11 protein-coding genes are annotated in these 13617 nt (G+C 63.5%); 4 read left to right on the top strand and 7 right to left on the bottom strand.

What is annotated here, in order from left to right; translation table 11 throughout:
* Positions 1 to 87 precede the first annotated feature (87 nt).
* The 7 genes from CI807_RS20895 to CI807_RS20865 all read right to left on the bottom strand — a co-directional run bounded on the left by CI807_RS20895 (position 88) and on the right by CI807_RS20865 (position 8311).
* Positions 88 to 1866, bottom strand: a complete 1779-nt coding sequence (locus CI807_RS20895) for an ABC transporter ATP-binding protein (protein WP_095016023.1) — start codon at positions 1864 to 1866, stop codon at positions 88 to 90.
* Positions 1863 to 2672, bottom strand: coding sequence for an ABC transporter permease (locus tag CI807_RS20890; protein WP_095016022.1), 810 nt, complete (start codon positions 2670 to 2672; stop codon positions 1863 to 1865). Before CI807_RS20890 ends, CI807_RS20895 begins: the two co-directional genes overlap by 4 nt.
* On the bottom strand, positions 2669 to 3727 hold the full coding sequence (locus CI807_RS20885) for an ABC transporter permease (RefSeq protein ID WP_095016021.1): 1059 nt from the start codon (positions 3725 to 3727) through the stop codon (positions 2669 to 2671). The genes CI807_RS20890 and CI807_RS20885 overlap by 4 nt, the downstream gene beginning before the upstream one ends.
* The gene (locus CI807_RS20880; protein ID WP_095016020.1) at positions 3720 to 5276 is read right to left on the bottom strand and encodes an ABC transporter substrate-binding protein; all 1557 of its coding nucleotides are present in this window, start codon (positions 5274 to 5276) and stop codon (positions 3720 to 3722) included. The genes CI807_RS20885 and CI807_RS20880 overlap by 8 nt, the downstream gene beginning before the upstream one ends.
* A gap of 4 nt (positions 5277 to 5280) precedes the next feature.
* A complete protein-coding gene (locus CI807_RS20875) occupies positions 5281 to 6453 on the bottom strand; it encodes an LLM class flavin-dependent oxidoreductase (protein ID WP_095016019.1) in 1173 nt (390 codons plus the stop codon).
* Positions 6454 to 6520: 67 nt separating this feature from the next.
* Complete coding sequence (locus CI807_RS20870) at positions 6521 to 7252, bottom strand: class II aldolase/adducin family protein (protein WP_028615993.1); 732 nt, start codon at positions 7250 to 7252, stop codon at positions 6521 to 6523.
* 15 nt (positions 7253 to 7267) lie between these two features.
* Positions 7268 to 8311, bottom strand: a complete 1044-nt coding sequence (locus CI807_RS20865; RefSeq protein WP_095016018.1) for an ABC transporter substrate-binding protein — start codon at positions 8309 to 8311, stop codon at positions 7268 to 7270.
* Here CI807_RS20865 and CI807_RS31340 point away from each other — a divergent pair.
* From CI807_RS31340 to CI807_RS20850, 4 genes are read left to right on the top strand one after another with little or no spacing between them, the layout of a single operon-like run.
* Positions 8310 to 8600: a hypothetical protein gene (locus tag CI807_RS31340; RefSeq protein WP_157742053.1), complete on the top strand. Its 291-nt coding sequence runs from the start codon at positions 8310 to 8312 to the stop codon at positions 8598 to 8600. The genes CI807_RS20865 and CI807_RS31340 overlap by 2 nt on opposite strands.
* A 4-nt stretch (positions 8601 to 8604) precedes the next feature.
* The gene (locus CI807_RS20860; protein WP_095016017.1) at positions 8605 to 9837 is read left to right on the top strand and encodes an acyl-CoA dehydrogenase family protein; all 1233 of its coding nucleotides are present in this window, start codon (positions 8605 to 8607) and stop codon (positions 9835 to 9837) included.
* A 51-nt stretch (positions 9838 to 9888) separates the two neighbouring features.
* Positions 9889 to 11655, top strand: coding sequence for an ABC transporter ATP-binding protein (locus CI807_RS20855; protein ID WP_095016016.1), 1767 nt, complete (start codon positions 9889 to 9891; stop codon positions 11653 to 11655).
* On the top strand, positions 11648 to 13492 hold the full coding sequence (locus tag CI807_RS20850; RefSeq protein ID WP_095016015.1) for an ABC transporter ATP-binding protein: 1845 nt from the start codon (positions 11648 to 11650) through the stop codon (positions 13490 to 13492). Before CI807_RS20855 ends, CI807_RS20850 begins: the two co-directional genes overlap by 8 nt.
* The last annotated feature ends 125 nt before the right edge of the window (positions 13493 to 13617 follow it).

The following is a 13617-nucleotide window of genomic DNA, read 5'->3' as shown; positions in this document are numbered from 1 at the left end:
CTCCTACAGTCGATCGCGTGTATAGGTGTGCGGCACAAACCTGTAGGAGCCGGCTTGTCGAATCGTCGCACCGCGTAGCGGTGCCCGTCACCCCAATGACGGCGAATGCTCCAGCAACGCCCGCGTATACGCCGCCTGCGGCCTATCCAGCACCTCATCAACCACGCCTTGCTCCACCACCCTACCTGTCTTCAACACCAGTACCCGGTCTGCAATCGCACGCACTACGCCGAGGTCATGGGTGACAAACAGCAGCGTCAGCCCTTCGCGCTGCAACTGGCGCAGCAGGTCCAGTATCGAGGCCTGCACCGAAACGTCCAGCGCCGAGGTGATCTCGTCGCAGATCAACAGCCTCGGCTCGCACAACAGCGCACGGGCGATGGCTACGCGCTGGCGCTCGCCGCCTGACAGGCTATGTGGATAGACATCGGCCACTGAAGCCGGCAGTGACACACGTTCAAGCACCGCCTCAACCCGCTGTCGCGCAGCTGCGCCCTTGACCTTGAAGAAGTGTTCCAACGGCGCACTCAGGGTCTGGTACACCGTTTGCCGTGGGTTCAAGGCCCGATACGGGTTCTGGAAGATGTACTGAATCTGGTGCCGCAAGCCCGCATCACGCTGGCGAGACTGCAGGGCCAGCGGTCGACCGGCGTAACTCAACGCCCCTTCGGCGTTTTCGCCAAGGCCTGCCACTGCCCGCGCCAGGCTGGTCTTGCCGGAACCGGACTCGCCGACCAAGGCCAGGCACTCGCCCGGCTGCACCTGCAGCGTGATATCGAATAAAACCTGGCGGTCATAGGCGACATTCAAGCCGCTGATCGTTAAAAGTGCGGGTGCAATCTGTGCCGAAGCAATCGCAATCGGCGCCAGCGCAATCGCTTGCACCGGCTGAACGTGGGGCGCGATACACGCCACCTCATGGCCAACGTCCAATGCGTGCAATTGCGGCTCCAGCGCCAGGCATGCGGCGCTGAACCGCTCACAACGCGGCCCGAAACTGCACCCTGGCGGCCGCTGCCCCGGCGCCGGCGCGTGCCCGGCAATCGCTTTCAACTCACGCCGCCCGGCCACGTCCGGTATCGCCCCCAGCAAGCCACGGGTGTAGGGATGGGATGGCCGACTGAATAACTTATCTCGCGACGCCATTTCAACAATGCGCCCGGCGTACATCACCATCACCCGGTCTACCAGGTCCTTGATCACCGCCAGGTCATGGGACACATACACCGCCGCCACACCCTGGCTTTTGCACAGTCGACGCAGGGTCGCGAGGATATGCGCCTGGGTGCTGACGTCGAGGGCGGTGGTCGGTTCATCCAGTACGATCAGGCGCGGGCGCAGCACAAAGGCCAGCGCGAGCATCACCCGTTGTTGCTGGCCGCCGGACAATTGATGAGGGAAACGGCGCAGGAACTCAGGGTCTTGCGGCAAACCGACGTCACGCAAGGTCTCGCTGATACGGTGTTGCTGCGCCGCACGGTCGAGCCCCGAGGGATGCACCGCCAGGGTTTCGCGCAGCAGGTGACCGATGCGCAGCGCAGGGTTCAACGCCGTCGCCGGGTCCTGCGCCACATAGCCGATCAGGCTGCCGCGTGCACGACGCAACGCCTCACCCTCCAGGCTCAACAAGGCCTGCCCAGCCACCTGCACCTGCCCGTCGACAATCCGTGCACCCCGCCGCGCATGGGCCAGCAACGCGGTCGCCAGGGTGGTTTTACCCGACCCCGACTCTCCCACCAGCCCAAGAATCTCACCGGCCTGCAGGCTGAACGAGATGCCCGACACCACATCCACCTGCCCCGGCAACTCCACACGCAGGTCAAGGACCTGCAGGACCCCAGTGTCGATCTCCGTTATCGCGTTCATGGCTGCTGGTCTCCCATCCGTGCGCTGCGCCGGCCGATACCTTCGGCGAGGATATTGGTGCCGTAGGCAAACACGCCGATCAGTATCGCCGGGGCCAGTACCGCCCAGGGCTGCACCAGCAAGCCGGCCTGGTTTTCATTGATCATCAAGCCCCAGTCCGCCGTGGGCGGCGCCACGCCGTACCCAAGAAAGCTCAAGCCCGAGAGCATGCCCACGCCCCAGGTCAACATATTGCCGAAGTGCACCAGCAGCGGTGTGAGGATGTTCGGCAGAATCTCCTTGAACAGGATTCTGCGCCGCGAATAGCCCATCATCTGCGCCGCCTCGACGAACTCCTGCCCCGCCACCGCCACGGCACTCGCGCGCGCCAGGCGGATCACGCCCGGGATGAAGGCGATGGACACGGTCAACACAATCAGCCACGGCGCGCGGCCCAGCATCGAGACGATCAACAGCACCAGAATCAGGTCGGGAAAGGCCAGGGACACATCCGCCGACCACGTGATCAACTGGTCCAGGCGCCGCCGTGATAGCCCCGCCAGCAAGCCCAGCGTGCTACCGATGGCCAACGCGATGCTCGCCGCCGCCACCGACATCCACAGCACCGACAAGCCGCCGTTGAGCAAGCGCGACAGCACGTCATGTCCCAAAAAGTCATACCCCAGCCACGCCGACCCGGCAGGTGCGCCATACACCGGCCCCACCATATCGGTCGAACCATGGGGCGCCAGCCAAGGGCCAAGCAACGCGAAAGCAATCACCAGCGCCGTGACCAGTGTACCGTTGCGGATTTGCGGCTCGTTCATGCATCACCTCGCGAACGCCGCCACCACGGCGTGATGCCCCGGCGGTTGCGTTGAATCATCGTGACCCGGCGCGCCGTGCGCAGCTTGGGCGTGAGCAGCACGGTCAACAGGTCGGCCAACAGGTTGATCAGCACCACCGCCAGGGTGATCACTAGCACAATCGCCTGGATCATCGGCAGGTCGCGCATCTGGATTGCCGCGTTGAGGGCCGTGCCGATGCCGGGGTAGCTGAAGATCACCTCGGCCAGTACTGCGCCGCCGATCAGCGTGCGCAGGGTCAGCGCCACGCCCTGGATCGCGGGGACCAATGCGTTGGGCAAGCTGTGGCCCCACACGATGCGCCGATAAGGAATGCCGCGCAGGCGCGCCGCCACCACGTAATCGGAATCGAGCGCTTCGATCATCGCAGCACGCACCATGCGCGTGAGGTATGGCAGCGCGGTGAGGCTCAGGGCCAATACCGGCAGCACCAGGAACTTGAGCTGGCGCAGCAGCGACTGGTCGGGGTCGAGGATCGACACGGCGGGCAGCCAGTCCATGTGGGGCATGGAAAACAGCAGCACCAGGCCGATGGCCAACAAAAAGCCTGGCGTGGCCTTGAGAAAGATCAGCAGCGACAGGCTCCAACGGTCCAGTCGACTGTCCCGGCGCAGCGCCAAGGCAACGCCGAGCGCCAGTGCGGCGGGCACCACGACCAGGATCACCCCCGTCAGCAACACCAGCGTGTAGCCAAATCGGCCCCACAGGATATCGCTGACCGGCGCATTCGAATCCAGCGACTCGCCGAGATCGCCGCTCAAGGCTGAGCCGAACCAGCGCAGGTATTGCCAGAGGATCGGCTGGTCCAGGCCCAGTTGGTGCTGGAGTGTGAGGATACTTTCCAGCGGCGCATCCGGGCCGAGGATCACCCGCGCCGGGTCCGAGGGCAGCGCCTGGGTAGCGATGAACACCACCAGGCTGATCAGCCAGGCGGTGAGCAGGCCATAACCCAGGCGCCCGATAAACCACGACAGCCAGGCAGGCGTGCGCGGGGACTTGCAGGACGGCTCAGACATGGTTCAACCACAACTCGTCAAAACGCCAGGAAGCGAAGGTGGTCTGCTCCGGCGTCAGGCCGCCGACCTTCACCGACGCCGCGTCCAGCACATCGTTAAAACCCCAGATCAACAGGCCGCCACGCTCGTGCTGGATTTGCTGGGCTTCATGCACCAAGCTTTTGCGCAGCTCCAGATCGGGCTGGGCCAGGGCCTGGCGATAGAGATCGTCGAAACGCCGATCATGAAAATTGCTGCGGTTGTAGATCGCCAGCGGCGCGTCGTTGTGCAGCGCCGACGCCAGGAAGCCACGGGCCGGTGTAGAGCCTGGCGACAGTTGCCATTGTTCGCGTTGCGGACCATTGAAGACCGCGCCGTCAACCTGGGTAACACGCACGTCCACACCGGCTTTTTTGGCTTGCTGGGCAAATACCAAGGCGGCATTCACACCCGGCCCCGGCGTGGTGGTCAGTTCTACACGCAAATCCACCTGCCCGGCCTGGCGCAGGAGCGAGCGCGCCTGTTCCAGGTCATAGGGGCGTTGCGCGATTGCGTGGTTGTAGGTGGGGTCATGGGGCGAATACAGGTCGTTGGCGACCCGCCCAAAACCGTTCAGGCCACGGCCTACCAGCTCTTGTCGATCCGCCAGCAAGCGGAAGGCCTGCCGCACCCGCACGTCATCAAACGGTGGTTTTGCCAGGTTCAGGTTGAAGCCAGTAAACGAGGTACTGGGCGATACGCACAGCGACAACCGCGAATCGGCCTTGAGCAATGCGCTGTGCTCAGCCTGCACGCCACTGGCGACATCGATCTGCCCGGCGCGCAAGGCGGCGACGCGGGACACCTGGTCCTTGAATTCGATGATTTCCAGCTCATCGGCGTAAGGTTGGCCGGGCTTGTAGTAGTTCTCGAAACGTTCGTACAGCGAGCGCTGGCCAGGCACGAAACGTTTGAGTTTGTAGGGGCCGGCGCCCACCGGGTTGGTGATCGGGTCGTAGTCCGTCGGCACGATGCCGCCAAAGCTGATCAGGGTTTCATCCAGTGGAAAGAAACTCTGGCCCTGCTTGAAACGGATTTCGATGGTGCGCTCATCCAGCTTGCGCAACGCGTTGCGGTCAATGGCACCGACCAACCCAGCAAACGGCGAGGCCAGTTTTGGATCGGTGAGGCGCAGCAACGAAAACAGCATGTCATCGGCACCAATGGTCTTGCCATGGTGGAACTCCAGGCCCGGCTTGATGCGGATGGTCCAGGCGCTGGCATCGGCATTCGGCTCGGCAAACTCGGCCAGGGCCAGGCGTGTGCTGACGTCTGTGTTCCATTCCCAGAACTTGCTGTATAGCGCCCAACCGCGAATGATCCCGCCGCCCACCGGTTTATGCGCGTCCAGGTTGCCGGACTGGTCGCCGTCGATAATGCCGACGCGCAGGCGGCCGCCGCTCACCGGTTTGCGGGTGAGCACCGCCGCGCCCTGGGAGGCGGCACCGCTGTCACAACCGGCGAGCAGCAAGCCGCCGCCAATGGCCAGGCTATGGCCGAGAAACGCTCGGCGGGAAAATCCATCATTCATTCGATCAAGCCTCTTCGCGCTGTTCAGTCGTTTGCGTGACACCCAGGCGCGGCACTTCAAAACCGTGGTCCAGGTCCAGCAGTGGAAACAGCAGGTCTGCCACGCGGTGCGCTTCGTCGATCAGCGGGAAACCGGAGAGGATGAAGGCCGAGGTGCCCTGGGCTTCATATTCGCGAATACGCTCGGCGACTTGTTCGGCGCTGCCCACCAGGTAGGTGCCCGCCGCCGGGCCGAGGATGTTGAAACCGAACAGGCTCGGGCCCAGCCACACGTTGGGGTAGATCTCCAGCTCACGCCCGGAGCGGATGGTCTCGACGTTGCGCTGGGTTTGTGGGTCGTCGCTGTGGAACGCCTCGAAGCTCACACCGGGCGGCAGCTGGCGCTCAATCGCATTTCGCGCGGTGTGCAGCGAGGTGCGTTGCAGCAGTTTTTCGGCGTGGGCCCAGGCTTCTTCCTCGGTCTCGCGCACGATGATCTGCAGGCGGGTGCCGAAGGTCAGTTCGCGGCCGATCTTCGCGGCTTCGGCCGCCACCTTGCGAAACTTTTCACCGAGTTTGGGCGGTGTGTTGGCGAAACTCAGGTACACATCCAGCAGTTGTACCGAATGCTCGACGCCCGGCCCCGAGGTGCCGGCGCCCCAGAGCGGGATACCCGGTTTCTGGTAAGGCGGATGCCAGCCACCCAAGGGATGGCTGGCCGCGCCCGGCGTCCGGGGGGCGAGCTTGACGTAATCACCGTCATAGCCCCGCGTATCACCCGCATAGAAGCCCTGGAACGCTCGCCAGTATTCGAGGCTGAATGCATAACGCTCGTCATGGGGATAATGCACGCCGAGGGTGGCGAGGCCGGCGTCATTGCCGTTGACCACGTTGAACAGCAGGCGACCGTTGGAGAACTGGTCGAACGTCAGCGCCCACTTGGCCAGGACCGCCGGCGACAGCTCGCCCGGGTGTTGCGCTACCAAAAAGCGCAGGCGTTGGGTGGCGTCGATCAGCGAGGCGGCAACCGCAAGGCTTTCGTTGGGGCTGGAGCCGAGCAGCGAGCCGTAGTAGCCGAGGCGATCGCTGGCGACCGCGAGTTGTTTGAGGTGTTGAAAGTCGGTTTTCCAGCGGCCTTCGGGTTCCCACGGGTAAGGGCCATCCGGGGTGGTGAGGTACCAGAGAATCTTCACAGCCATGACAAACATCCTTGAATATATCGCCATCCCTGTAGGAGCCGGCTCCTACAAGGGGTTCGTGGTGTGTTTAGTTTTTGCGGTCGATGGCGGGTACAAGGCCCAGCGCGGTGGCCTGTTCAAACAGCCCGCTCATCTTCCACTGCTGGGTCAACACGCCCGGTCCATAAGCGCGGGAACCACCCAGTGCATCGGCGAGCAATTGCAGCTGTGCGCCCTCCTCCAGCAACAGGATGAATTCCGCCGTCGCGCGCAGCCCTTGCTTGCCCCACACGGTGGAGCCGCCGTTGGCTTCAAGGATCGCCAGGTTGAAGGGGTTCTCGGCGATCTTGTCGAGGATGAAGTCCACTTCCTGCTGGCGACGGTCGATGTACACCGGCAGTTCACGGGCCAATTGATAGCGCTGCACCGGAACGTAATGGAACGGCAATGTACGGTGGGTCTGGGCCCAGGCACCCAGGTACGGCGAATGCACGTGGGACACAGTGGTCACATCCGGGTGTTGCTGGAACAGCTTGGTGTAGCGCCCCAGGCCACCTTTGCCCTTGCCGAGGATCACATTGCCGGCAAAGTCGGTGACGGTGGCTTGCAGCGGTTTACGGTAGTTCCACGGGCCGCCGTAGTTAACCGACACCAGCAGTTCCTGGCCGGGCACGCGCTCGATAAAACCGACGGTGCCATTGGCAGTGATGGTGTTGGTTTCACGGAACACGGTGAAAGCCTCTTCGGCCTCCAGCAGCACTTTGTCGACAAAGGCCTGCAGTTCGAGGCTGATCGGTTGAGCGTGGGCAATGGCAGTCATGTGAGTTCTCCGGTTTCAGGCGCGGCGCTTGGCCAACAGTTCATGGGCAGCTTGCAGAGGGCGCGGGTCGACCCAGTCGACGATGGAAAAATCGCGTTCCAGGAAGCCGTGCAGGTAGAGAAAGTCTTTTTGGGTGGTGAGGAATTCCAGGCGCTGTGCCGACAGATCCGGCGCCAGGGTGGTGTGGAAATCGCCGCGATAGGCTTCGGCGACTCCGGCACTGCCGGCGCGGGTTTCCTCTTCGAGAATCGCGTTGAGGCTGTCGCGATGGTTCGCCGCCCACTCTGCCGCGCTGAGGGTTTGCGCAAGGAAGCGCACCACCAGGTCAAAGTGGTTGTCCAGCAGGCTCTGGTGCACGGTGATTGGCCGAGGCGTGCCGTTGTTGATGCGATAACGCGGTTCGGCGATCAGATCCAGGTCGATGCCCACCACCAGGCCCAACCGGCGCGCCGCATCGGCCGCCGAAGCGCCCTTGACGTAGACCGCGTCCACCTCGCCGCGCACCAGGTAATCCAGGCCCGACCACAGGCGCTGAAGCCCTTGTTGCGGGTCCGGCGCTTGCTCTTGGTCGTGCAGCGCCACTTCCACCAGTTCCACGTCATCAAACCCCAGGCCGGCCAGGCTCAATGCACCCTTGTAGCCGTGCAGGCTCATGGCTCGAGCGATGCTGCCGGGGCGACTGTCGCCCCAGGCCGGCAGGGCCAGGCGCTTGCCTTTCAGGTCTTCGGGCCGGGTGATGCCGGAGTCCGGACGGACCAGAATGGTCTGCCACTCCTCGATCCAGGTCAGGCCGATCAATCGGCTTGGCGCACCTGCAGCACGTGCTGCCAATGCGGGGACATTGCCGCCTTCGCGAAAAAGCCCCGGCAGGTCGTGATCGTAATGGTGGCGACCCAGTTGGCGAGCCTCCTGCAACGTGGACACCGGCAGGCCATCCGGGGCGAACTCTTCGGTCAACCACCCCAGCTTGTAGGCGATGCCGGACGCAGTGGGCACCGGGCAGCGGGTGAACCAGATCTGCTCAAGCTCAGGCGTGGGCAGGACAGCGGAAAGGGTCATGGGCAGCTCCATTGAGTTGGGCAAGTCAGTGGAGGGAGGTATTGCAGAGGCCGTGCCAATTGGCGTGAGCCCCGGTTTACAAGGGTACTGGTGCTTGCTGGAGCAGGCGACTGCTGACCTGCCAACAGCACTGTTGCTGCGCCAGCAGCCACTTGCTCGAGCTGCTTCTCCAGCAGCACCCCAGCCTGCGCAGCCCCTGTACAGCATGGCTTTTCACATTGGCTTGGAACTTGCTCAAGCCCATTCCAACACCGCAATCCCTTGGTTGCGAACCAAACCAGAAGGATGAATGCATGACTACATTTGAACAGGCGCCCGTTCGCCAACTGCACAGCGAAGCCGAGGCCATTGCTGCCGCCAAGGACATCGCGGTGGAAATCGCCGCCATCGCCGCCGACAGCCAGCAGAACGGCCAACTGCCCTGGCGCCAGGCGCAACTGCTGTCCGAAAGCGGCATCACCGCCATCGGCGTGCCCAAAGCCTTTGGCGGGCTCGGCGCTTCGGTGCAAACCATCGTTGAAACCGTGCGCATCATCTCGGTGGCCGATGGCGGCGTCGGGCAACTGCTACAGATCCACAACGTGATGCTGCGCGGGGTTTTCACCGGCTACCCGGAGGCGGTGCGTGATCGCCTGGTCAGTGACGTGCTGGCCGGCAAACGCTTCGGCAATGCGCTGGCAGAGGTGGGCGGCAAGAACAAATTCGCGCTCAAGACCCGCGTCGACCGCCGCGAAGATGGCGCGCTGGTGCTCAATGGCAGCAAGTTCTACTCCACGGGCTCCTATCTGGCCGAATGGATCTCGCTCACGGCCGCCTCCGATGACGGCGGCGCCGGCGTGCTACTCAACCGCAATGCACCGGGACTCACGCTGGTGGATGACTGGGAAGCCTTCGGCCAGAAGAACTCGGTCAGCGGCACGGTGAAGTTCGACAACATCGTGCTGGACGAAGACTACGTGTCACGTCGCAAAGGCCCGATGAAACGCACCGGACTGACCTTCCCGCAGATCCTCCACGCCGCTATCGACACCGGCATCGCCGCCGGCGCCCTGGCCGCGGCAGTCGACTATCTCAAGCACAACGCCCGGCCGTGGGTGGAAAGCGGCGTCGACCACGCCAATGAAGAGCCGCATATCATCAAGCAGATCGGCGAATACGCGGTGGCCCTACGAGCGGCTGAATCCCTGTTGCGTGATGCGGCGCGGGTGTTCGACCTGCATGAACTGGATCCGGAGAACAAGGAACTGCAGGATGAGTTGATCCTCTCGGTGGCCACCGCCCGCGCGCATTCCGACAGCGCTTCGCTGAAGATCTCCAGCGATATCTTCTCGCTGCTCGGCGCCAGTTCCTCGCTGAGCAAGTGGAACCTGGATCGCTTCTGGCGCAACGCCCGCGTGCACACCACCCACGACCCGATCCGCTGGCGCTTGCACCATGTGGGTAACTACTACCTCAACGGTGTGGACCCAGGCGAATACACCGCGATCCTGAATGCCAAGGAAACCCAGGGCGCCACCCGAAAATAAGCCATTCGGGCCGTGCGCGGCCCTTTCCTGTTTTTGCCTGATGAGCTTTTCATGATCGAACAACACCCTCTTCTACGCAGCCTGGCGATCTACCGGGAAATGCCCTGGCGATTCACCCTGGTGGCTGCGCTGTACGTGGCCATCAACTTGGGGTTGGTCTGGCAACAATGGCTGATCGGGCATGCGGTGAATGATGTCAGCGCCGGCCGCGCCGTGGTCCATAACGCCGACGGTAGCCTGGACGCGAGCCTTGGCTGGTATTGGCTGGGGCTGATGCTCGCCGTGGCGCTTGGGCGCGGTGTGCTGCAATACATCGCCAGCGTGCTTTCGCTGGTGATCAGCCAGGCACTGCTGACGCGCCTGCGCGAACGCATCCTGGCCCAGGTGCAAAGCCTGCACCTGGGCTATCACTGGCAGCACGGCATGGGCGAGATGATTACCCGGACTACCCGCGACGCGGACAAGGTGCGCGATGCGCTGATCACCTTCTGGCGCCAGTTGGTAGAAACCCCGCTGGTAGTGCTCGCCACAGTGGGCCTGTTGAGCTGGTACCACCCGTTGCTGGGGCTGGTGCCGCTGCTGTTGACGGTCACCGGGTTGTGGATTTTCGTGCGCCAGACCGAACGGTTGGTAAGCCTGGACCGCGCCGTAGGCAGCGCCTATGACCGGGTCAACCAGGACCTGAGCGAAGGCATTGGCGGCGTGCGCGTGATCAAGTCATTTGCCCTCGAACAGCCGCGTATCCAGGGGTTTTCCGATCAGGTCGCGGTGTTCGCTGCATTGGCCCGCCAGGCACTGGCCTATTCCAGCTCACGCATCCCGCTGCCGCAGGCGGTCGTTGCATTAGGGCATGTGTGGATCCTGGTGTACGGGGCGCACTTGGTCGCAGCCGGGCAATTGGGGATTGGCGAACTGGTGACCTCACTGCTGATCGCCACCACCCTGGTGTTTCGTATCGAGGGCATCGGCCGGGTCATGCAGACCTTCGCCGATGCCCGCGCCAGCGCCGAGCGAATCTGGCAATTGCTCGACGCCCCCGCCGAGATCCGCAACGGTACTGCCACCCTGCCCGCCGGTCCCCTGGGGCTCAAGCTGGAACAGGTCAGCGTGACGGCGCCAGGCGGGGGCCGTGACATCCTTCACGACTGCTCACTGACCTTGCAGCCCGGTGAAATCGTCGCCTTGGTCGGCGCCACCGGCACCGGCAAAAGCCTGCTGGCGGGCCTGCTGCCGCGCTTGAGTGACGTCACCGCCGGGCGTCTGCTGCTGGGTTCAGACAGCGCCGGCTGGCAAGACATCCGCGAGCTGCAACTGGGCCCGCTGCGCAAGCGTGTTCACGTGGTGCCCCAGGAAAGCTTTCTGTTCGCCGGTACCCTGGCCGCCAATCTGCGCCTCAGCGCGCCCGCTGCCACCGACGAGGAACTGCGCGAGGCGCTACGGCTCGCCGCCGCTTCAGACGTGTTGCAGCGCCTGCCCCTCGGCCTGGAAACTCCGTTGGGCGATCGCGGCGTGACATTATCCGGCGGCCAGCGCCAACGCCTGTGCCTGGCCCGCGCGCTATTGGGTAAACCGGACATCCTGTGCCTGGACGATGCCACCAGTGCCCTTGACGCCATCAGCGAGCGCCAGGTGCTGCACAACCTGCGGCAACTGCATGGCACCACGGCGTTGGTGATCTCCAGCAAGCTCACAACCATCCTACTGGCGGACCGCGTGTTGGTGCTCGACAACGGCAAGATCTGCGCCGAAGGCCCGCACGCCGACCTGCAATCATCCAATCCGTACTACCGCGACTTGCTGGGGATCGACCATGGCTAACCCGCTGCCAGGCAAAGCCTTGAGCGATATCGAAATCGAAGAAATGCTGGCAAAAAAAGCCCTGGATCGCAGCATGTTCAAGCGGTTGCTGCCTTTACTGAGGCCCATCCGTCGGCAGATCCTGGCGGTGATCGGCATCGAAATCCTGCTGGTGTTCACCGTGTTCCTGCGGCCGTGGTTCGTGCGCGAACTGCTGGATCGCGGGCTGATTCAACAGGCCGACCACTGGCTGCTGGATGAGCGTCTGGTGGTAGGGCTGGGGCTGGGCTTGGCGGCCAGTTGGCTGGCGCGCTTCCTGCTGGCCGGGGTCTCGCAATTCATTGCCGGCAGCGCCGCGATCCGGGTGTTGAATGCCTTGCGCGTGCAGGTGTTCGCCCATGTGCAAAGCCTGAGCGTGAGCTACTTCGACCAGACCCGTGCCGGGCGCATCATTTCCCGGGTCGACCGCGACGTCGACGCCCTCGAACCGTTGGTGATCCAGGGCCCGCCGGAACTGTTGGGCGCGGTACTGCGCTGTGGCCTGGCCTCGGTGATGCTGTGGCGCATCGACCCACGATTCTTCTTGAGCTTGGTGGCGACGGTGCCGTTGCTGGTGCTCGCCACGTGGAGCTTCAAACGCATTTCCCAGCGTAACTGGGCCACGGTTGCGGAGAACCGCAGCCGCTTTACTGCGCACCTGGTGGAAAGCGTCAGCGGCGCGCGCCTGTTGCAGCAATGCGCCCAGGAAGCACCGAACCTGCGGCGTTATCGGGGTTTGCTGGATGACTTTAACCTGGCATTGATTCGCGGCAGCGTGCGTTCGTCATGGTTTGCACCGTTCACCGCGCTGCTCAGCTCGGCGGGTATTGCGGTGCTGCTGTTAGTGGGCGCGTATGGATTGGCGGCGGGTGATGTGAGTGTCGGCCAGGTCGCGGAAAGTCTGTTCTATGTGTTTTTGTTCCTCGGGCCCTTGCAGGAGCTGTCGGACCTGTTTGAACGCTACGCGACCGGCTCGGCCTCGGCCCAGCGGATTTTCCTTCTGCTGGATACCACGCCGCTGATCGTAGACCGTGAGAGGCCCCAGCCGTTGGAGCATGCGCGCGGCGAAGTGCATTTTGACAACGTGGGCTTCAGCTACGGCCAGGCGCCCGTGATCACGGGCCTGGACCTGCATATACCGGCCGGTGAAGTGCTGGCGATTGTGGGCCCCTCCGGACACGGAAAAAGCACGCTGGTGCAGTTGCTGACGCGGTTTTACGAAGCGCAGAGTGGCGCCGTGCGGCTGGACGGCATTGATGTACGCGATCTGGCCCAGCACACCTTGCGCCGTCACGTTGGCGTGGTGTTGCAGGACAATGTGCTGTTCAGCGGCAGCATCCTCGACAACCTGCGCCTGGCCGCGCCCCGGGCCGACGACAGTACGCTGATCGCCGCCGCCCGTGAGTTGGGCGCCGATGAGGTGTTGGAGCGTCTGCCTCATCAGTACCACACTGAAGTGGGCCCTCTGGGGGCGCACTTGAGCCACGGTCAACGGCAACTGGTGTGCCTGGTTCGCGCTTACTTGGCGGATCCTGCGGTGTTGGTGCTGGATGAGGCGACGTCGGCGGTGGATATTCATACGGAGCGGCGGATTCAGCGGGCGTTGCGGCGGCTGTGTGAGGGGCGTACGGCGATCATCATTGCGCATCGACTGGCGACGATTCGTGATGCGGACCGGATTGCGGTGGTGAGGCATGGGCAGGTGGTGGAGCTGGGACCGCATACGGCTCTTATCACGCGGGGTGGCGCGTATGCAGCGTTGTATCAGACGTATTTGCGTGGTGTCGGAAGCCGTGAGGTTGGGGCGCTTTTGTTGTAGGTGATGGGTTGGGGGCATATCCGTTAATTGGGTGATGGCGGGTATTGGTTCCGCCCTTACGGCGGGTCACTTTGGAAAAGCCCCAAAGTAACCAAAGGGCTCTTGCCCCAACACTCGGCACCTCG

Origin of the sequence: Pseudomonas sp. NS1(2017) (genome assembly GCF_002269425.1) — a bacterium.
GTDB lineage: Bacteria > Pseudomonadota > Gammaproteobacteria > Pseudomonadales > Pseudomonadaceae > Aquipseudomonas > Aquipseudomonas reactans.
The sequence above is the reverse complement of the archived record's forward strand: the minus strand, read 5'-3'. Positions and strand labels throughout refer to the sequence as shown.